The organism is Anaerosporobacter mobilis DSM 15930, from assembly GCF_900142955.1.
Lineage (GTDB): Bacteria > Bacillota > Clostridia > Lachnospirales > Lachnospiraceae > Anaerosporobacter > Anaerosporobacter mobilis.
The window spans coordinates 329,343-349,327 of sequence record NZ_FRCP01000006.1 but is presented as its reverse complement, the minus strand read 5'-3'; the positions used below and the strand labels follow the sequence as shown (position 1 = coordinate 349,327).

Annotated in this window: 18 protein-coding genes and 2 pseudogenes; 19 read left to right on the top strand and 1 reads right to left on the bottom strand. The window is 35.9% G+C overall.

Annotated elements, in window-relative coordinates; translation table 11 throughout:
- Positions 1–3: 3 nt before the first annotated feature.
- The 3 genes from BUB90_RS04365 (at position 4) to rsmI (ending at position 2,867) form a co-directional block, all read left to right on the top strand.
- Positions 4–909: a PSP1 domain-containing protein gene (locus BUB90_RS04365; protein ID WP_073283416.1), complete on the top strand. Its 906-nt coding sequence runs from the start codon at positions 4–6 to the stop codon at positions 907–909.
- Entirely contained in the window at positions 902–1,642 is a 741-nt protein-coding gene (locus tag BUB90_RS04360) for a tRNA1(Val) (adenine(37)-N6)-methyltransferase (protein ID WP_073283838.1), read from the top strand. Before BUB90_RS04365 ends, BUB90_RS04360 begins: the two co-directional genes overlap by 8 nt.
- 388 nt (positions 1,643–2,030) lie before the next feature.
- On the top strand, positions 2,031–2,867 hold the full coding sequence (gene rsmI / locus BUB90_RS04355) for a 16S rRNA (cytidine(1402)-2'-O)-methyltransferase (protein ID WP_073283413.1): 837 nt from the start codon (positions 2,031–2,033) through the stop codon (positions 2,865–2,867).
- 115 nt (positions 2,868–2,982) lie between these two features.
- Here the strand turns inward: rsmI and BUB90_RS04350 are convergent, their stop codons facing one another.
- Positions 2,983–3,240 carry an AbrB/MazE/SpoVT family DNA-binding domain-containing protein gene (locus BUB90_RS04350; RefSeq protein WP_073283409.1) on the bottom strand — a complete coding sequence of 86 codons (258 nt, stop codon included), beginning with the start codon at positions 3,238–3,240 and terminating at the stop codon, positions 2,983–2,985.
- A gap of 586 nt (positions 3,241–3,826) precedes the next feature.
- Here BUB90_RS04350 and BUB90_RS04345 point away from each other — a divergent pair.
- The 16 genes and pseudogenes from BUB90_RS04345 (at position 3,827) to BUB90_RS04270 (ending at position 19,696) form a co-directional block, all read left to right on the top strand.
- Entirely contained in the window at positions 3,827–4,204 is a 378-nt protein-coding gene (locus tag BUB90_RS04345) for a hypothetical protein (protein ID WP_073283405.1), read from the top strand.
- Positions 4,205–4,348: 144 nt separating this feature from the next.
- Entirely contained in the window at positions 4,349–5,350 is a 1,002-nt protein-coding gene (locus BUB90_RS04340) for an aromatic acid exporter family protein (protein WP_073283402.1), read from the top strand.
- A 205-nt stretch (positions 5,351–5,555) separates the two neighbouring features.
- A complete protein-coding gene (locus tag BUB90_RS04335) occupies positions 5,556–5,828 on the top strand; it encodes a DUF6870 family protein (protein ID WP_073283399.1) in 273 nt (90 codons plus the stop codon).
- 1 nt (position 5,829) lies between these two features.
- Positions 5,830–7,512: a recombinase family protein gene (locus BUB90_RS04330; RefSeq protein WP_084139080.1), complete on the top strand. Its 1,683-nt coding sequence runs from the start codon at positions 5,830–5,832 to the stop codon at positions 7,510–7,512.
- Positions 7,513–9,219 carry a recombinase family protein gene (locus BUB90_RS04325; RefSeq protein ID WP_073283394.1) on the top strand — a complete coding sequence of 569 codons (1,707 nt, stop codon included), beginning with the start codon at positions 7,513–7,515 and terminating at the stop codon, positions 9,217–9,219.
- A 22-nt stretch (positions 9,220–9,241) separates the two neighbouring features.
- Positions 9,242–10,936: a recombinase family protein gene (locus BUB90_RS24380; RefSeq protein ID WP_073283389.1), complete on the top strand. Its 1,695-nt coding sequence runs from the start codon at positions 9,242–9,244 to the stop codon at positions 10,934–10,936.
- A pseudogene (locus tag BUB90_RS04315) lies at positions 10,927–11,181 on the top strand (nucleoside recognition protein); the annotation flags it as partial. The gene BUB90_RS24380 and the pseudogene BUB90_RS04315, both read left to right, overlap by 10 nt.
- A complete protein-coding gene (locus BUB90_RS04310; RefSeq protein ID WP_073283383.1) occupies positions 11,178–11,702 on the top strand; it encodes a spore maturation protein in 525 nt (174 codons plus the stop codon). The pseudogene BUB90_RS04315 and the gene BUB90_RS04310, both read left to right, overlap by 4 nt.
- 170 nt (positions 11,703–11,872) lie before the next feature.
- A complete protein-coding gene (locus BUB90_RS04305; RefSeq protein ID WP_073283380.1) occupies positions 11,873–12,307 on the top strand; it encodes an RrF2 family transcriptional regulator in 435 nt (144 codons plus the stop codon).
- A 27-nt stretch (positions 12,308–12,334) separates the two neighbouring features.
- Positions 12,335–13,978: an ASKHA domain-containing protein gene (locus BUB90_RS04300; protein ID WP_073283377.1), complete on the top strand. Its 1,644-nt coding sequence runs from the start codon at positions 12,335–12,337 to the stop codon at positions 13,976–13,978.
- A 342-nt stretch (positions 13,979–14,320) separates the two neighbouring features.
- Positions 14,321–14,644 (top strand): annotated as a pseudogene (locus tag BUB90_RS04295) (thioredoxin family protein); the annotation flags it as partial.
- Positions 14,645–14,668: 24 nt separating this feature from the next.
- A complete protein-coding gene (locus BUB90_RS04290) occupies positions 14,669–16,156 on the top strand; it encodes an aryl-sulfate sulfotransferase (protein WP_073283371.1) in 1,488 nt (495 codons plus the stop codon).
- An 85-nt stretch (positions 16,157–16,241) separates the two neighbouring features.
- A complete protein-coding gene (locus tag BUB90_RS04285) occupies positions 16,242–17,303 on the top strand; it encodes a sulfate/molybdate ABC transporter ATP-binding protein (RefSeq protein WP_073283366.1) in 1,062 nt (353 codons plus the stop codon).
- Between the two features lie 16 nt (positions 17,304–17,319).
- Entirely contained in the window at positions 17,320–18,111 is a 792-nt protein-coding gene (locus tag BUB90_RS04280; protein ID WP_073283362.1) for an ABC transporter permease, read from the top strand.
- Positions 18,112–18,154: 43 nt separating this feature from the next.
- On the top strand, positions 18,155–19,168 hold the full coding sequence (locus BUB90_RS04275; RefSeq protein ID WP_073283357.1) for an ABC transporter substrate-binding protein: 1,014 nt from the start codon (positions 18,155–18,157) through the stop codon (positions 19,166–19,168).
- 93 nt (positions 19,169–19,261) lie between these two features.
- Positions 19,262–19,696 (top strand): RrF2 family transcriptional regulator, encoded by a 435-nt coding sequence (locus tag BUB90_RS04270; RefSeq protein ID WP_073283354.1) that lies wholly within the window; start codon positions 19,262–19,264, stop codon positions 19,694–19,696.
- Positions 19,697–19,985: the final 289 nt, after the last annotated feature.

Sequence of the window (19,985 nt, the reverse complement as noted above, 5' to 3'; positions counted from 1 at the left end):
CATATGATCGTTATAGGAGTTCGCTTTAGAAAAGCGGGGAAAATCTATTTCTTTGACCCAGCAGGGCTTAAGGTTGAGCAAGGTAATAATGTAATTGTAGAAACAGCCAGAGGCGTAGAATACGGATCAGTTGTAATTGGTCCTAGAGATGTTGAAGAAAGTAAGATTGTTCAACCATTAAAGGCAGTTATACGAATTGCAACACCAGAAGATGATGAGATAGAAAGTAAGAATAGACAAAAAGAAAAAGATGCTTTTGGAATCTGCCTAGAGAAGATAAAGAAGCATGGTTTAGAGATGAAGTTGATTGATTCCGAATATACTTTTGACAACAATAAAGTATTATTCTACTTCACCGCAGATGGAAGAATTGACTTCAGAGAATTAGTTAAGGATTTGGCCAGTGTATTCAAAACAAGAATTGAATTACGTCAAATTGGTGTTAGAGATGAAACTAAGATTGTAGGGGGAATTGGTATCTGTGGTAGAGCGCTATGTTGCCATACCTACCTTTCAGAATTCGCTCCTGTTTCTATTAAGATGGCTAAGGAGCAAAATCTTTCATTAAACCCAACTAAGATATCTGGTGTATGTGGAAGACTAATGTGTTGCCTTAAGAATGAAGAAGAAGCTTATGAAGAGGCAAATAGCAAACTTCCTAACCTAGGTGATTTTGTTACAACTAACGATGGTCTGAAAGGCGAAGTACAAAGTGTAAACGTACTAAAACAAATTGTCCGTGTAATCGTAACTCTCGAGAATGATGAAAAAGAAGCGAGAGATTACAAGGTAGATGATTTAAGATTCAAACCACGTAAGAAGAAAGAAAAGATTGCCATTGATGATGAATTAAGAGCATTAGAGTTGCTTGAGAAAAAGGAAGGAAAGTCCCTCTTAGATGATGAATAAGGAACAGTTACTACCAGATGAACGAATCGATGAGTTACATCGAAATGGATATCAAATTATTCAAAATCCAAATAAATTTTGTTTTGGAATGGATGCCGTTTTGCTGTCTGGGTTTGCGAAAGTAAAGCAGAATGAGACATGCCTCGATCTTGGTACGGGCACAGGCATAATTCCAATATTATTAGAAGCTAAGACTCCGGGCAAACAATTTGTAGGTCTAGAGATACAAGAAGAGAGCGCTTCCATGGCAAGAAGAAGCGTTCTCCTTAATAAACAAGAAGAAAAAGTTCAGATTGTAACTGGTGATATCAAGGAAGCATCTTCGATTTTCGGAGCTGCTTCCTTTGATGTGGTTACGTCTAATCCACCATATATGACCAATCAACATGGATTACAAAATCCAAATCTGCCAAAAGCAATTGCTAGACATGAAGTATTATGTACATTAGATGATGTAGTAAGAGAAGCGGCGAGAGTTCTAAAACCAAATGGAAGATTCTATATGGTGCATAGACCATTTCGCTTGGTTGAGATTATATCTTGTATGACCAAATATAAACTAGAACCAAAACGAATGAAATTCGTATATCCCTATGTAGATAAAGAACCTAACATGGTACTAATTGAAGCAATCAAAGGAGCGAAATCTATGGTTAAAGTGGAAGCGCCTCTAATTGTTTATAAAGAACCGAATGTGTATACAGACGAGATTTATGATATATATGGGTATTAAAAGGTTCATTTAATCTATTTGCAACTGTAAATCAAAAGACCAATATTACGTAAAATATAGTTTATTGCGAAACTCTTTAAACATTAAATTGCTTCTTGGTTGATGTACGATAATTAAGAAACAATAGCGTAACACCTATAGTACTTCTTAGTGTGTACTTAGTAACTTAGGAAGGCGAGGCATGGACGCCGAGCCAGCCTGAGCTGAGGCGCAGGAGGCCGAATCGAGGGCGGTTCCGTACCTACTGTACAAACTTGTTGTACACACATAGAAGTACTTAGGTGAGTAGCGTGTTTTGTATTATCGTACGTCAACTAAGAAGCTCTAAAAATAAAATGAGTTTCGCAATTACCTAGCGTAGTAATCAATTGAAAGGAGAACTTTATACATGCCAGGAACACTATATTTGTGTGCGACTCCAATTGGTAATTTGGAGGACATTACATTTCGCGTAATTCGTACACTGAAAGAAGTAGATTTGATTGCGGCAGAAGATACTAGGCATAGTATTAAACTGCTGAATCATTTTGAGATAAAGACTCCGATGACGAGCTATCATGAGTTCAATAAGATAGATAAAGCGAGATACCTGGTAAATCAGTTGCTTGAAGGCGTGAATATAGCAATAATTACAGATGCAGGTACTCCGGGGATCTCTGATCCTGGTGAAGAATTGGTACGCCAAGCGCATGAGGCTGGAATTACTGTTACTTCATTACCAGGCCCAGCAGCCTGTATAACAGCCCTGACGATGTCTGGATTATCAACTAGAAGATTTGCATTCGAGGCGTTTTTACCATCGGATAAAAAGGAAAGACAAATTATTTTACAAGAACTACAAAAAGAAACGAGAACAACGATACTCTATGAAGCGCCACATCGACTATTACGCACGCTTAGAGCGCTATTAGAGACATTGGGGGACCGAAAGGTAACAATATGTAGAGAGTTAACAAAAAAATACGAGACGGCATTTTTAACAACTCTAGAAGGGGCTATAGCACATTATGAGGTACAAGAACCAAAAGGAGAATGTGTTATTGTAATGGAAGGGATTAGCCATCAGCAAATTGCAGAGGAAAAACAAAAAGAATGGGAAGAAATGACTATCAGGGAGCATATGGATGTCTACCTACAGCAGGGCATAGATAAGAAAGAAGCTATGAAATTAGTTGCAAAGGATCGTGGAGTACCAAAGAGAGATATCTATCAACAATTAATATAAAAAAGAACCGATACGATTGGGAGAAAGTATCGGTTCTTCTTTATTGCTCACTGAGGAACATAATCTCAATTTTCATCTATAAGCTTGGGAGTTGCTTATATAATACTTATATGTATTATTCGATGATTCCTGCTAATTTAGCAAGTTGAGAAATTGATTCTTTAGAAACTTTCTTTCCGCAGAAGTCAAATAACTCGTTTTTGTCGCCAGTGAAGATATCAGTTGGCTCGTATTTTTGAAGAATGATTCTGTCTTCTTCAACGAAGATTTCTAGAGGATCTCTTTCGCTTACTCCTAGAGTTCTTCTAAGTTCGATTGGAAGTGTGATACGACCAAGTTCGTCAAGTTTTCTTACTATTCCCGTACTTTTCATAATTAATTCTCTCCTTTACTTTTCTCGTTGACAATAGAAAAAATGTGGCTCTACTGTATGTTACAACAAGTATTTCTGTCTGTTGATAAAGTTATTTGCACCCCCGAAATATGTAATATTTTCCTTATTCATGGAAAAATATATAGGATACTAATATAAAATAACACACCACCTAGATAATGTCAATTCATATTATTATCAAATTATAGCACAAATTTAATATGTAAAATTATAGAAAAACAAAAAAATAAAAAAAATTACCAATAATGATTTATACAAAATAAGTAAAATTTTAGAGAATCGTTAATTGTCATGCGTTTACACACAACAATTTAGTAAAATAAAGTAATAAATTGTTTTATAATAGTTGTATCAATTGAAGCAAAATTTACACACAATTATTTGCAGATTTAATAAAATTTTAATTTTTAGATGAAAAATATGCTATGGAATAAAAAATGGAATCTTATAATATATTAAATATAATCAAACATATATACATAAATTTTGTTTTCAAGAAGTATATAGCTTGCGAAAAGATAGCATTTTTTGTAGGCTTTTGAAACAATTTGGATAAGGAGGATACTTGTTAAATTATATTTGGGGATTTTTAATTATAGCGGGAATTGTTGTTGGTGTTTTTACAGGCAATATAGCAAATGTTAGTGAGGCGGCGCTAAGTTCAAGCAAGGAAGCTGTTACTCTTTGCATAACAATGCTTGGTATCATGGCCCTTTGGACTGGAATTATGCAGATAGCTCGTGCAACGGGGCTGATTGCAACACTCACAAGAGGTTTGCTTCCAATTATACGGCTTTTATTTCCTGATTTACCAAAGGGTCATGTAGTTAATGAGTATATCGCTTCTAATATGATTGCTAATATATTAGGGCTTGGTTGGGCAGCAACACCAATGGGGGCTTGTAGAGTTATAATGACTAAAGCAGGATACTCTATAGAATAGAGGGGAGGTTATAGAGAATTATTATCAAGTAGCTAGTATCGCTAAGAGATTTGAAGAGATTGAGGTTTAAAAGTGTTAAGAAATATGATATGTTATAATCAGATAAAAGAATGTAGAGGGGGGATTAAAATAAGAAAAATACGAATGAATCGGATTAGAGATTTAGATTATATAAAATTAATGAAATATGGAGTGGGAGCCCTACTGGCATCGGCCATAGCAACTGCAATTAATGTCCAATATAGCTTAGCAGCAGGAATAATAACTCTTTTGACAATACAGGATACCAAGAAGGAGACAGTAACTGTTGCACTTAAAAGAATAACAATATTTTTTATAATGACTGCTTTATCTGCAATTATATTACCTTCCTATGGATACAATCTAGTTTCGTTTGGAATTATTATGTTTCCATATTTGTTTTTCTGTCTAGTATTGAATATGAAAGAAGCCATAGCACCGATAGCAGTGCTATGCACGCATTATATTTCATCGAAGAGCTGTTCTTTAGAGATGATATATAACGAATTCTTAATCCTTGTAATTGGTTGTGGAATCGGAATTATCTTAAATCTTTTTATGGTAAATAGTTATAAACAGATTCGAAGTATACAAAGAGAGATTGACGAAATAATTTTAAGTATCATAGGAAGAATGGCAATTAATATTAAGGAAGAAGACAAAAGCAAATATACGGGAAATTGCTTTGAAGAATTGGAAAACTTATTGGATAAAATGAGAAAAGAGTCATTAAATTACATGAATAATCATTTTTATGGTACTAATGATTACTTTTATAAATATATGCAGATGAGAACGGAACAATGTTTAATACTTAAGAGGGTATTTGCGGATATTAAGAGGCTTGAATATACAACAACACAAGCAGTAAAATTATCCGAGTACCTATACAAAATCTGTGATGAATTTGATGAAGCCAATAATGCAGTTAGTTTACTTGAGGGATTGAACAAGTTATCTGACTCCTATAAAGACGAAAAGCTACCTGTGACAAGAAGCGAATTTGAGAATAGAGCAGTTCTATATAATATATTATCGGAATTGAGGGAATTTGTAGAAATCAAGAAAGAATTCACCGAAGGACTAACAGAGTCTGAAATAGCAAAATATTGGGGAGGAAAATGAGGTTTCTAAAATTAAAAGAAGAACTAAAACTAGGGCTATTGTAAGGAGTCTTTGTATTGTAGATGAGGAATTCATCTATAAAACAAAGGCTCTTTTGTCATACTTATCTATCGGATGAGGTCTGGGAATAGGGGATGGGACGTGCATAATTTGTCTTTACAATTAATAGATTGGAAAGAATGTAAGTCTTATCAGGAGGGATTTGATGATATTACCTGAAGAACTAAAAAGGATGAGCCAGATTGATGTATCAAGCGTTAATCCAGATGAATTAGTTGATGTAAGGGATGTACAGATTGATAAGAATCTTAATGATGAAGAAAGAATTGAGGATTACATAGAGAAAATAAAAAACCCATATGTATATAAATACGGTGATTACATAGTAAAACTTGAATTCGATAATGAATCAGGAATTACCTTAAATGAACTGCTAGAGGAAATGGCCAAAAAGATAGCAGAGGGGATGACTTTGTAGTATGAAATCCTCAATGAACAAAATGTATTATACAGCCGTGTATCTTCGATTATCCAAAGAGGATAGCGACATGTCTTTACATGACAATAAGAAGGAAAGTAATAGCATTACCAATCAGAAGTTAATAATCAAAGAATTCCTTAAAGCAATGCCGGAGGTTGAGATATATGATTATTATATTGATGACGGTTATAGTGGTTCTAATTTTGAACGACCAGATTTCAAGCGAATGAGGGAGGATATCTATGAAGGAAAAGTAAATATGGTTATTGTGAAAGACTTTTCTAGATTTGGTAGGGAGTATATCGATACCGGCAGATATATTCAGAAGATATTTCCAAGGCTTGGTATAAGGTTCATATCTGTAATTGATCATTTTGATTCGGATGCAGCAACTACCAATGATATGCATCTATTGGTGCCAGTTAAGAATTTTGTAAATGATAATTATTGTAGAGATATTTCTCAAAGAGTGAGGACACACCAAGAAGCTATGAGGAAAAACGGTTTATATATTGGGGCTTATGTTGCATATGGATATAAGAAGGATTCCGATGATAAGAATAAGATTGTTATAGATGAACAGGCGGCAGATATTGTGAAGAAGATCTTCGCATGGCGCTTGAGCGGAATGAATGTATACTCTATAGTTAGGAAGCTAAATGCATTAGGAATTCCGTCGCCAATGGCGTATAAGAGAATGCAGGGCATTAACTTTAAAACGGGATTTAGCGAAGGCAATCATACTAAGTGGTGCGATTCAACTGTGTATGGAATACTGAAGAATAAGATATATGTTGGGGTATTAGAGCAAGGGAAAAAAAGTAGAATCAGTTACAAGGTTAAAAAAACTGTCAATAAACCCAGAGAAGAATGGGCAGTTTTAGAAGAAAATCATGATGCAATAATATCAAAAAGTGATTTTAAGAAGGTTGAACAATTATCAAAAAGAGATACAAAACGCTCGAAAGAGGAAAAGAATGTATATCTATTCTCGGGAATGTTGTTTTGTAGGGATTGTAAGAAGCAGATGACAAGAAGGTGTACAAAATATAAAGGCAAGCAGTATGTGTCCTATATTTGTTCCACCTATAATAAGCAACAAGGATGTACAAGGCATGGTATTAAGGAGGAAAAAATAACAGAAATTGTATTGACAGCACTACAAGAACAGATTGAATTCGTTGGTAAGCTTAAAAACGCGCTAGACATAGCTGTGTTTACTAAGGATCATACGGAAGATCCTACCAAAGATCTTACCAAAGATCCTACCAATGATCTTGCCAATTCAGTAAGAGAGGATTTGATAGCATATGATATGCGAATAAAAGAAAAAAAAGATGAGCATAGCCAGTGTTCGGGTATCATATCTTCCTTGTATGATGATTTGCAGGAAGGAATTATTAAAGAGGAGGAGTACGTTAGCTACCGAGGGATTTATGAAGAAAAGCGACGACTCTTAGAGAGTCAAATTGCCTCTATAGCGAAAGAAATGAATATGCTTATGGAGAATAAAAAAAAGTCAAGGGACTGGATAAGGCAAATGTATGATCTAGGCAATCTGACAGAACTGAATAGGCTAATTCTTGTTAGTTTAGTGGATAGGATATGTTGTGGTGAAGATAATCAAATCCTCATTAAGTTAAGGTATCAGGATGAGTTAATTCAAGAGGAGGTAATATAATTGGCAAGACCTTCTAATAGGGGGATGGAGCGAGTAGTCAAGGAGAACATAGGAAACGGTAGTAATTATTTCTGCACAGCCATCTATATAAGATTGTCATATGAGAGTGATTATACAGGTAGTGAATCCATAGAAAATCAGAAAGTATTGTTAAAGGACTATCTGCAAAGCCATAAAGAGTTCGTGTTGTGCGAACAATTCATTGACGATGGAAAGACAGGTACGAATTTTGAGCGTCCTGCTTTTGAACGAATGATAAAAGAGGTTAAAGAAGGTTCCATTAACTGTATTATCGTTAAAGATGTATCCCGCTTTGGAAGAAATTATGTGGAGGTTGGAGACTATATCGAAAGAATATTTCCCTTTCTTGGAGTAAGATTCATCTCTATTAATGATGGATACGATAGCTTTAATCCGGCTTGCGATAAGGATCAGTTACTATTATCAATTAAGAATCTTATGCACGAGATGTATGCACGAGATGTATCAAAGAAAATATCCAGTTCTATAAGGATAAAGCAAAAGACAGGAAAATTCTATCGAACGGCAATCATTCCATATGGTTATAAAATGGGGGCGTCAGAGTACGAGATAGATGAACAAGCAGCTTCTGTTGTAAGAAGAATATTCAACAGTTTCGTTTCAGGTGATACGGTGTATCAGATATGCGCTCTTTTAAACAAAGAAGGAATCGCATCACCAAAAGACTATACTACCAACAAGTTATTATATTCAAAGGAGAGTTCAGATACTTGTTGGCTTGTTTCCACTGTTAATCGGATGCTGAAAAATGAAGTGTATATGGGGCATATGGTTCGACATAAGAGAGAGCAAGAGTTCTATAGTAATAAGAAAGCAAGAGCGGTAGAGGAAAAGGATTGGTTGAGAGCGCAGTATACCCATCCGGCAATTATAGATAAGATAATCTTTATGGAGGTACAAAGAAAATTCCTGCAAAGAAAATACCAGCAAAGTAAATTTCAGCAAAATAATAAGACGACTAAAAGCATAGTGGACCCCAAACACCGCAAGAAGTATTGTTATGATGAGAATATATTTAAGAATAAGATATTCTGTGGGGAATGTAGGACAGCTATGATAAGAGTAAATGTTGAAACATTTGCTAATACGAATACCCTAAACTATAAGGGATTTTCCTGCGGGTTACATAGAAATTGTTTGAGTAAGTGTAGCCATAAAGAGACAATAGCGGAAGACGTATTGTGTAACCTAGTAAATAGAATTGCCGTAGTTCAAGCTAAGTTGTATCAAGGAATACTCTCACTAATTAGAAGAAAAGGGGAAGATATCTTCAATAAAGAACGTGATTTAATTGCAGCGGATAGAAAAGCAATTATTTCTACTATGAAAAAACATGAAGAAGCAAGATTGGCTGTCTTAGAAGAATATCATCAAGGCAAAATTGACAAGTCCCAAGTAATGATGAGAAGGAGTGAAATACAAAATCTTATTACGGAATGGGAAGAACGGGATAAATTGCTTGAAAAACAGTTGCTACAGGTTGAGAGCTTAGAGAAGGCATATGTTGATTTGATGTATGCATGGTTTAAGGATGCACAATATCCCAAGATAACGAAAGAAGTGGTTGCATTATTTGTTGAAAGGATTGATGTGTACTCAAATAAACGTGTTGTACTCAAACTACAACATATAGATTATGTAATGGCGATCATCGCATTTGCATAGGAAGGAGGAGAGAATAACGGGAGTGTTAGCAACATATTTGAGGTTGTCGAAAGAGGATGAGGATATTCTGTATGAACGAAAAGAGGAAAGTAATAGTATACGTACACAGAGACTACTATTGCAGGGCTATATTAGTCAATGTGATGATCTTAGAGAATATCAGATCATGGAGTATGTAGATGATGGTTATAGTGGGAAGAACTTCGATAGACCGGAGATAAAAAGGTTGTTAAGTGATGTTCGTAACAACAGAATACAATGTATTATGGTCAAGGATTTTTCGAGATTCGGAAGGGATTACGTGGAGGTTGGCAATTACATTGAAAAGGTATTTCCCTTTATGGGTATCCGATTCATTGCAGTAAATAACCATTTTGATAGTATTACGATGAAAGCTGGAGAGGTACCAGATATGGATTTTTCTTTCCAGAATCTAATCTATGATTACTATAGTGTTGAGAATTCAATCAAAACAAAAAAGGTGCAGGAAAAAAGAAGGCAAGAAGGTAAATACATGTCGGTCTATGCACCCTATGGATACCTGAAAGATCCACAAGATAATAATCATCTTTTAATTGATGAAGAAGCGGCTATGCATATAAGAGATATCTATGCGTGGTATCTGGAAGGAAAGACAAAAGCGGAGATTGCAAGGATATTAGATGCAAGGAAGGTACTTACTCCTGCAGAATATATGACAGCAAAAGGAAGTAATTATAATTGGCGATACAAAGAATCACAAGGTAAGTGGTGTGGGGCTATAATTGGTAGAATATTAAGAAATAGAATATACACAGGAACGCTTGTTAGTGGGAAAACGGAGTCTATAGAAATCGGTGGAAAGCGGGTGAGATATAAGAAGAAAGAGGAATGGTGTAGTATCAAGAATACGCATCAACCGATTATCTCTAAGGAGCTTTATGAAGAGGTTCAGAACTTAGCAATAAATTATAAAGGAAATAAAAATAATAGAGGTAGTAAGAGCAATAAAAACAATAGAAGTAATATAGGTAATATAAGTATCATAGGTAATACAAGTAATAATGATAATAAGCATAATAAAGATAATTATATAAGGGAAGTCAACGATGCACTATTAATAGGATATTTACAATGTGGAGGTTGCAAACACAAACTTACAAAGAGAGATCGGTTGAAGGTCTCATTCTATTGTAGATATTATTATGAGCTACATAATGAAAACTGCATTAGAGGTAATGTTTATCAAGATAAAATATTCGAGGTTGTACTAGATACAATTAGAAAGCAGGTGCTTCTGACAGGTAATAGTAATTACCTTTTAGACATGAAACGTCATGTGGAGCAAACTAGAGAACGTGCATGGAAGAATAGTAGACGCAGAGTAGAAGATGAGATGGATAAACTAAAACAGGATAATTTCCGCAAGTATATATTGTTTCGAACGGGTGAGATGGAGAAAGAACGGTATCTGGCTGGAAAGCAGAATAATGAAAAATTAATAAAACAGCTAGAAGAGAGATACATAGAATATAAGGACAACGCAGATGCTTCACATAATATTTCCGAAAGGCAGACATTTTTAGATGTGCTAGAACCATCGGGAAATATTAAGTCACTTACCAAAGATCTTATAGACGCTTTGATTGAATCAATCGAGGTATATCCAGGGAATCGAGTCATTATCCGCGTTAAAAATAAGAGCATTTGGTCATTAACACCTGACAAGCGGGACTAATGGCAATGAAGGAATTGGCTACATTGAATGATAACAAAGAGAGAGCCAGTTGCGATATGTGTACATTCCTAATAATTAATATCTCTTCCTTGCAGCTAATTCCAGTTAATATTATCGCATATCGAAGTCAATATGGTTCTGTTAGACCGACGGAGATATTGGGTCTTGCAATTGTGGCAACCTTGTTCTCAACGATTGTTGGAGTAGTATTCTCAATCGTTGCAAGAAAGAGAGGTAGAAGATGACATTTCTCTTATATCTATCAGACTATATGATACCGTTTGTGATTTTTTATGTAGTAGGCTATGGCATTCTTACAAAGACTGCAATCTTTGATGAATTTGTAAAAGGTGCAAAAGATGGCTTTAAGGTAGTTATAGATATCTTGCCGACATTAATTGGACTCATGGTGGGTATTGGAATTATGCGTGCCTCAGGTGCATTTGATATGCTTGCCAATCTATTAAAACCTCTTATGGCATTGCTGAGATTCCCAGCAGAATTAGTTCCATTAGTAATCGTGAAGATGTTCTCTTCTTCAGCCGCAACGAGTTTAGTATTAGATATCTTCAAACAGTATGGTCCAGACTCCTATCTAGGTACACTTACTTCCTTATTGATGAGTTGTACAGAGACTATTTTTTACACAATGGCAGTTTATTTTATGACAGCTAAAGTTAAGAAAACTAGATATACGTTAGCAGGTGCCTTGATAGCAACGTTATCAGGTGTAATAATTAGCACAATTCTGGCTAATCTAATGTGATGTGCAACCGTTAGTCAAAGTGGTAAAGAAAAGCTGCACACGGATTCTACTGTGTGCAGCTGATTGATTGAGAATATTCAGGTTGACTAACGTGCTGTATTGCGTGTAGAATATAAGTAATTAATTACATATTCATATTGGAATACAAGGGATTGAGGAGGATTATTTTTGTGAAGATATCAACAAAAGGAAGATATGCGTTAAGGCTTATGCTTGATCTAGCGTTAAACAATACGGGAGAACCAGTTAGAATTAAAGATATAGCTAGCAGACAAGAAATCTCTGATAAGTATCTGGAACAGATTATATCGGTACTTAATAAAGCGGGCTATGTAAGAAGTTTAAGGGGACCACAAGGGGGGTACAAGCTAGCTAGGGATCCAAAAGAATATACAGTGGGTATGATTTTACGATTAACAGAAGGTAGTCTAGCACCCGTAGCATGTTTAGAAGATGAAGAAAATCTATGTGCAAGACAGGATGAATGCGCAACTTTAATTTTATGGGAAAAGTTATATGATGCCATTAAAGAGGTAGTAGATGGGTATACATTAGCTGATTTAGTAGATTGGCAAATGGAAAAAGTGGACCATTATATTATCTAGATTCGCGGGGAAGAGAGTAGTGAGTATATGATAATACAAATTGATGGGTTAGATAGGATAATTCATGGAAGAGAAGGTGAAAATCTTCTTACTGTATTAAGAGAGGAACAAGTTGATATTCCTGCAATATGTGGGGGACGTGGAACTTGTGGCAAATGTAAAGTACAAGTGCTCTCGGGTGAAGTTACACCAATAACTTCGAAGGAGATGGAGCTTCTTACACCATCAGAAGTAGAGCGTGGAGTGCGGTTTGCATGTCATCTTACTGTACAGAATGATATTAGAATTCGCTTGTTTGGAAAAACGAAGGATACAGATAGAAAGAGTAAGTTAATGAAACTTCCTCAGTGGTGTTTAGATACCATTAATACCTATGCGGATAAGCACTCGGAGAATGGTTATGGAGTAGCGTTTGATATTGGGACAACCACTGTTGTTGGTCTTTTGTGGAATCTAAGAACGAGCGAATTGATTCATGTAATAGCCAAGACGAACCCGCAAAGAGTGGTTGGCGCGGATGTAATATCTAGAATTCAATATAGTATGAAATCAGAGGATAATAAGAATCATATCTATCAATTAATTATGGAATGTCTGAATCAAATGTTATACGAATTTGGTAAGATAATAAAAGAGCATTCGTTAATAAAACGAGTATGTATAGTCGGCAATACGGCTATGAGTTTAATTGCACAAAATATGGAGGTTAGTCAACTTGTAAAACCACCTTTTCCCAAAGGAATATATAAATCACAACAATGTAGTGGTATAGAAACTGAATTTTCTGTGTCTGATGAGACGGTCGTTACTTATCTGCCGGGAATTGGTGGACATATTGGCTCCGATATTACGGCTATGATTGTAGCGACGGATATTAAAAACCATGCAGGAGTAACGCTGGCAATTGATATCGGAACGAATGGTGAAATTGTACTTGCTAAAGATGGACAATTGGTATCTTGTTCCACAGCAGCCGGCCCTGCTTTCGAAGGTGCTAGCATACGCTTTGGTATGCGTGCAGCGAAAGGGGCAATAGAAGGAGTTGTAATACATGGTTCGTTTGTGGAGCTACAGATTATAGAAGAGGCAGAAGCGGAAGGTATCTGTGGTTCGGGTTTAATAGATGCTATAGCAGCGATGTTAGACATTGGCGTTATAGATGAAACGGGCCGAATCCTTGAACTGGCGGAGGCTGTGGCAGCTGGGGTTTCTAAAGTGATTGCCACAAGATTACAAAAGACTCCTAATGGTATGCAATTTGTACTGCAATATCGATATGCAAAAGAACCAATTGTAATCACACAAAGAGATGTGCGTGAAGTTCAACTTGCGAAAGGTGCAATTTCTGCAGGCATGCAAATCCTTATGAGAGAGATGGGAATTACGAAAGACTCCCTTGATCGTATATTTCTAGCGGGCGCTTTTGGTTCCTATCTCAAGATTTCTAGTGCAAGAAGAATTGGATTATTGCCTAATGTTCCATTAGAGAAGATTCATTCCGTGGGTAATGCTGCTGGTGTAGGAGCGAGTATGTCGGTACTAGCAAAGCCATATGAGGAGGAATGTCAAGTAATTGCACAAACTACAAGACAGATAGAACTATCTATGCATGATTCTTTCCAAGAAGAATTCGTTCAATGTATGAATTTTGAAAAAATGAAGAATGAATAAAAAAAAGACAACGATTCGATTAATATTGAATCGTTGTTTTTTGATGGTGCGAATAAACTGTGTTTTGCATTACATACTGATATAAAAATTGTGCAAATTGACGATTCAAAATATAAAAGTGGCTTTTGACACCCTAACCAAAAATAAAATAACAAAATAACCTATTGACAAAGTATGAAAAGTAGGTTATTATATCGAAAATATCATAGTAAACTTATATGAAATGTATGTTAATAACTGACTGGAGAACCAGAGGTTTTAAATAGCACAGTAAATCCGCTATTTAAAACCTCTTTTTGTTCTTAATAAAATGAAAAGCAGTTTTATTCTAGGAAAGAGGGTGGGAGTTATATGCTACAAGTTACAAGCAACAATTATCATAAGATATTATCCAGTCATGATACGATCCATGTGTTTGAATTCTATAGCAAATTATGTGGTCATTGTAAGATGCTTCAAAAGGAACTAGAGGAATTATCAAGAGAGTCGGAGGAAGATATTATTTTTGGGAAGGTAGATATAGAAGAGGAGCTATTTCTTCTTCAAAAATACGATATTAGCTCTGTTCCTACAATCTTATTCATAAAAAATGGTGAGATGAAAGAAAAATTAGTCGGTTATTATCCAAAAGTTATTATTAATGAAAATATTAAAAAAATAAAATAAGAAAGTTATTAGGAGGAAAAGAATATGGGGCATCCAACAATTTATCCAACAGGGGTTACTTATTATAACAAAGAAAAGGCCTTCAACGGTTATACAATCTATCCATCAGCAAAAGGAGCGTTACTTATTGATATGAATGGAAATGAAGTGCAGCTATGGGCGGGACTTGGTGGTTTTCCTAACAAAATATTACCAGGAGGATTTGTATTCGGAACAACAGGTGCCAGAGAATCCAAATATGCTTTTCAAGACGAAAACGACTTAGTACAGGTAGACTGGGAAGGAAAGATTGTTTGGAAATTCGACAAGACAGAATTAATTGCTGATCCGGGATCTGAGCCAAAGTATATCGCCAGACAACATCATGATTTTCAACGAGAGGGTTCATCGACTGGGTACTATGCACCAAACTCTGAGCCGTATACAGACCACGGGAGTACATTGATTTTGACCCATGAAAATATTTATAATCATGATATTTCTGATAAAAGATTAATTGATGACAAGATTATTGAAGTAACCTGGGAAGGAGAAATCGTATGGACATGGAAAGCAAACGAGCATTTTCAGGAACTAGGTTTTGATGAGAGTGCAAAGAATGTATTGTTCAGAGACCCAGGACTTCGAGGTGATTTAGGTGGTGACTGGATGCACATTAACAGTATTTCCATATTGGGGCCTAATAAATGGTATGAATCGGGAGATGAGCGCTTTCATCCGGATAATATAATTTTTGATGCGAGGAATTCCAATATTCTAGCAATTATAAGTAAAAAGACGGGTGAAATCGTATGGCGTATTGGCCCGGATTTCAATGAGAGTGAGGCTACTAAGAAATTAGGTTGGATTATTGGTCAACATCATTTACATATGATACCGAAAGGACTTCCAGGTGAGGGTGATTTGTTAGTTTACGATAACGGTGGAGCTGGTGGTTATGGAGCACCAAATCCAACATCGACATATGGAATTGATAATGCAAAAAGAGATTATTCTAGAGTGTTACAGTTCAATCCAGTTACACTAGAGATTACTTGGCAGTATACGCCACAGGAAGCGGGAGCAATCTTATTCACAGATGGATCCAAGTTTTACAGTCCATATATTAGCTCTGCACAAAGGCTTCCAAACGGAAACACTTTAATTACAGAAGGTTCAGACGGTAGAGTGTTTGAAGTAACACCAGAGCATGAAATTGTGTGGGAATTTATAAACCCATATTACAGAACGTTCTTTGGTAGATTTAATAATAATATGGTTTACCGTGCTTACCGAGTTCCATATGAATGGATTCCTCAATTAGATAAACCAGTAGAGACTTCAATTGAGAGGATAGAGGTATCAACATTCCGTGTTCCAGGTGCATCGATAGGAGAAGGCACTGGTAAGGTTACGGTAGTTGAAGGGGTAGATCCTAACAAAAAAGTTACCACCGGTACAGGAGATGATAAGGATGAACCAGTCAATTTCTGTACAGCTACAGTAACTAAGGACTCATTAGATAAGGAGTAGATTAATTGTGGAATGGGCATGTCTTTTTGCATTACCAAGTGTTTCAAAAATGACTAAGTAATAACATTATGGGAGGATTGAGAAAATGTATGTTGAACTGAAAAATATTAATAAATCATTTGGAGATTATAAGGCCTCCGATAATGTGTCATTCAGTATAGAAAAGGGAAAACTGATTGGATTGTTGGGACCAAGTGGAAGTGGAAAGACAACTATTCTTAGAATATTGGCGGGACTTGAAAAACAGGATTCTGGTGATGTTTACATTAATGGGGAACTGGTTAATAATCAGCCATCTAGCAAAAGAGAGATCGGATTTGTGTTTCAAAATTATGGACTTTTTCCATATATGACAGTCTATGATAACATTGCTTATGGTTTGAAGGTACAAAAGAAGAATAAAGATTTTATCAAAACCAGAGTTACGGAGCTACTTAATCTAGTGGGGCTTCCAGGGCTGGACGGAAGATACCCATCGCAGTTATCCGGAGGTCAAAAACAGCGAATTGCTTTTGCAAGGGCATTAGCGCCGAATCCACAACTGTTATTACTTGATGAGCCGTTTGCTGCTATTGATGCAAAGGTACGCCAAGAACTACGAAGCTGGTTACGAGAGATGATTAGCAAGATTGGAATTACTAGTATATTTGTTACACATGACCAAGAGGAAGCAATTGAAGTTGCAGACGAGATTGTTATAACTAATCTGGGTAGGATAGAACAGATGGGTTCCCCAGTAGAGATTTATAAAAACCCTCAAACCGCTTTTGTTGCAAGGTTCATTGGAAACTCTACGATAATTGAAAATTATTCTAGGTTAAAGGGATTTGCTGAAGTGGCAAGGAAGGATAAGGCTGTTATCAGACCAGAATTCGTTAAGGTGTTTCAATATGGGACTCAGGAGCAGTATACGAGTGTACTTGAAGAAGGAATCGTAATAAACTCCATATTTAGAGGGAATTTCATTGAACTTGAGGTAGATGTGCAGGGGATTTTCATAAAAGCCCTATGGGCGTTAGATGAAGAAATAATAAAAGCTGGTGATAAGGTTCAATTATTAATAACTAAGCTATATGTATTTGATGATAAGGGGACATACCGATTGATCAATAAAGGTTTAGATACGTCATCTATATTCTATATTTAGAAGGGGGAGAAAAGTAATGGCGGTTAAGATCAAAAAAAATGACGTAAAATTATCTGGATTTTTTAAAAGGATAATAAAGCATGGTTTATTTTCTTGGGTATTATTGATGGCCATCTGGCAGGTAGGTTCCTTATCTTATTCCGATTATTTCTTGCCAGGTCCACTATCGGTGTTAAAGGGGTTTAAGCAGCTTGTAGAAAATGGAGTCCTGTGGACGGATATTGTTGTGAGTGTGGAAAGAGCGGGAAGAGGTTGGTTTACAGGAATAATAATGGCGGTACCATTAGGCTTGTTAATTGGGCATTTTGATAAAGTCAGATGGCTTGTAGAACCAGTGCTTAATTACTTTAGATTTGTACCTGTTTTGGCATTAACAAGTCTTTTCCTTATGTGGTTTGGCGTTTTGGAGGGCTCTAAAACGGCACTTATTGCGTATGCTACTTTCTTCCCAATGCTTATCAATACAATAGCGGGAGTAGCTTCTACAGACAAAACATTAGTAGAAGCGGCTCAGTGTATGGGGGCATCAAAATTCAAGGTGTTTTTTACTGTAATTGTGCCATCCGCAGTACCATCTATATTTACGGGAATTAGGTTGGGACTTAGCGGATCGATTCTATGTGTTGTTGCCGCAGAGATGTTAGTATCAAATAATGGGTTAGGATATCTTGTGTATAGCTCTAGATTATACTATAGAACTAATTGGATGTTCGTAGGGATTATTACACTTGGCCTTCTTGGGTTTGTAGCGGATCGGTTGATATCTTACACAGGTAAAAGGTTATTAAAACAATTTGGAGTTAAGTAGAAAAAGGCTTTTTGGCTAATAAAATAAAGAGGGGTAGAAGAATATGAATAGAAAAATAATTAGTTTAGCCATCATTATAATACTGGGTACAATGTTATTAACAGGTTGTAGAAATGAAACGGACTCTGTTGACAGCAGTTCTAAAAATGGATTAACAACAGTGCGTGTTGCTGTTATGACTGGAAATTTTACACAATATACAGCATTGATAGGAAAGCAGCAAGGGATTTTTGAAAAGAATGGAATCAACTTGGAGATTACTGAATATGCAGCAGGTGTAAATACCATTGACGCCGTAGTAGCTGGTCAGGCGGATATTGGGAATATGGCGGATTATGCTGCAGTAAACCGAATTGGTAATACATTAGATACGAATAATCTAGTTATAGTGTCAGAAATTCAAGGAGGAGATGTAAACGGATTCTTATACACGGCTCCTGAGTATGCAGACGATCTTAAGAAGTTAGATGGAAAAGGATTTATAAATTCAGTTGGAACGGTAAATGAATATTATAATAGTCAAATATTTGGATATCTTGGATTTGATGAAGGCAAGCAAAATCTTGTGAATTCCGATAGTACTACAACGAGTTTAGCTCTGGCCCAGTCTGGTGATGTAGCAGCAGTATTTTCATCTGGCTCTGGTTCAACCTACTTTGAAGGTATTGGTTGGAAAAAAGCCATTGATGGAGCTGATTTAGGTATTGAAACCTACAGCTATTATATGACAACGGAAGAATTTAATAGTAGTCATGTACAGGTGCTAGCTGATTTTTTGAAAGCAACACAGGAAAGTTATGACTATATTATGGAGCATCTTGACGAAACCGCAAAGTACCTAGAAACAACACTTGGAATCTCTGCGGACAATTTTAAGAGTGACTGGTCAATTGCAAAGTCTAGAATTGGATTCAGTCAAGAGGGTGTTGAGCAATTGATAGAAATTGAAGACTGGGCTTTTAATAATGGAAGGTATGAAAAAAAATACGATATTAGTAATTATATCAATACGGATGCTTTGGAAAAGATATATCCAGATAAAGTTACTGTAAAATAATAAAATGCTGAAAAATAGTTGACAAATCCTAAAATTATGTTAAAACTATAATATACTATTCTTATATGAATACAATGAAAAGGAGGGATATAATTGAAGATATCTACAAAAGGGAGATATGCGTTAAGGCTTATGCTAGATCTAGCGCTCAATGATACGGGGGAAACCATTCGTATTAAAGATATAGCTGCACGTCAAGAGATATCAGAGAAATATCTCGAACAGATTATTGCAGTTTTGAATAAAGCAGGATTTGTGAGAAGTGTAAGAGGTCCACAAGGGGGATACCGTTTAGCTAGAAAGCCAAAAGACTATACAGTTGGTATGATTTTACGGTTAACAGAGGGAAGCCTTGCACCAGTTCCTTGTTTAGATGATGATCCGAATGAATGTAATAGACAGGAAGATTGCGTGACGATATTCATCTGGGAAAAGCTATACGAAGCAATTAACAGTGTAGTAGATGGATTTACTTTAGCAGATTTAGTAGAACTAGAATTAGCCAAGGCAGACCATTATGTTATCTAGTGATAGTATTCTAATATAGCAGTTAGCCACTTATCGTAATCTTCAAATGTGAAGTTTGAGTTATTGGTTAGAGTATCAAAAGCCATTTTAATTTTGATTTCGTCACTTTGCACAAATATATGTGTGAGCATGTTAGGTCAAACGTAGTTCACTCGCAACGCGCTCTCGCCCCGCTGAAGTACGTAGTGGTACATAAGGCTCTAAAATACAGAGCCTAAGTACCAACGACTTCATACAGCTGCTCATCGAACTATGTTCGACATAACATTAGTTAAGTTTTATATGTGCA

Bases quoted from the DNA above. Each gene is read 5' to 3' on its own strand.
- BUB90_RS04365 (WP_073283416.1), top strand. From the start codon at position 4: ATGATCGTTATAGGAGTTCGCTTTAGAAAAGCGGGGAAAATCTATTTC.
- BUB90_RS04360 (WP_073283838.1), top strand. From the start codon at position 902: ATGAATAAGGAACAGTTACTACCAGATGAACGAATCGATGAGTTACAT.
- rsmI (WP_073283413.1), top strand. From the start codon at position 2,031: ATGCCAGGAACACTATATTTGTGTGCGACTCCAATTGGTAATTTGGAG.
- BUB90_RS04350 (WP_073283409.1), bottom strand. From the start codon at position 3,240: ATGAAAAGTACGGGAATAGTAAGAAAACTTGACGAACTTGGTCGTATC.
- BUB90_RS04340 (WP_073283402.1), top strand. From the start codon at position 4,349: ATGAATCGGATTAGAGATTTAGATTATATAAAATTAATGAAATATGGA.
- BUB90_RS04335 (WP_073283399.1), top strand. From the start codon at position 5,556: ATGATATTACCTGAAGAACTAAAAAGGATGAGCCAGATTGATGTATCA.
- BUB90_RS04330 (WP_084139080.1), top strand. From the start codon at position 5,830: ATGAAATCCTCAATGAACAAAATGTATTATACAGCCGTGTATCTTCGA.
- BUB90_RS04310 (WP_073283383.1), top strand. From the start codon at position 11,178: ATGACATTTCTCTTATATCTATCAGACTATATGATACCGTTTGTGATT.
- BUB90_RS04300 (WP_073283377.1), top strand. From the start codon at position 12,335: ATGATAATACAAATTGATGGGTTAGATAGGATAATTCATGGAAGAGAA.
- BUB90_RS04290 (WP_073283371.1), top strand. From the start codon at position 14,669: ATGGGGCATCCAACAATTTATCCAACAGGGGTTACTTATTATAACAAA.
- BUB90_RS04285 (WP_073283366.1), top strand. From the start codon at position 16,242: ATGTATGTTGAACTGAAAAATATTAATAAATCATTTGGAGATTATAAG.
- BUB90_RS04280 (WP_073283362.1), top strand. From the start codon at position 17,320: ATGGCGGTTAAGATCAAAAAAAATGACGTAAAATTATCTGGATTTTTT.
- BUB90_RS04275 (WP_073283357.1), top strand. From the start codon at position 18,155: ATGAATAGAAAAATAATTAGTTTAGCCATCATTATAATACTGGGTACA.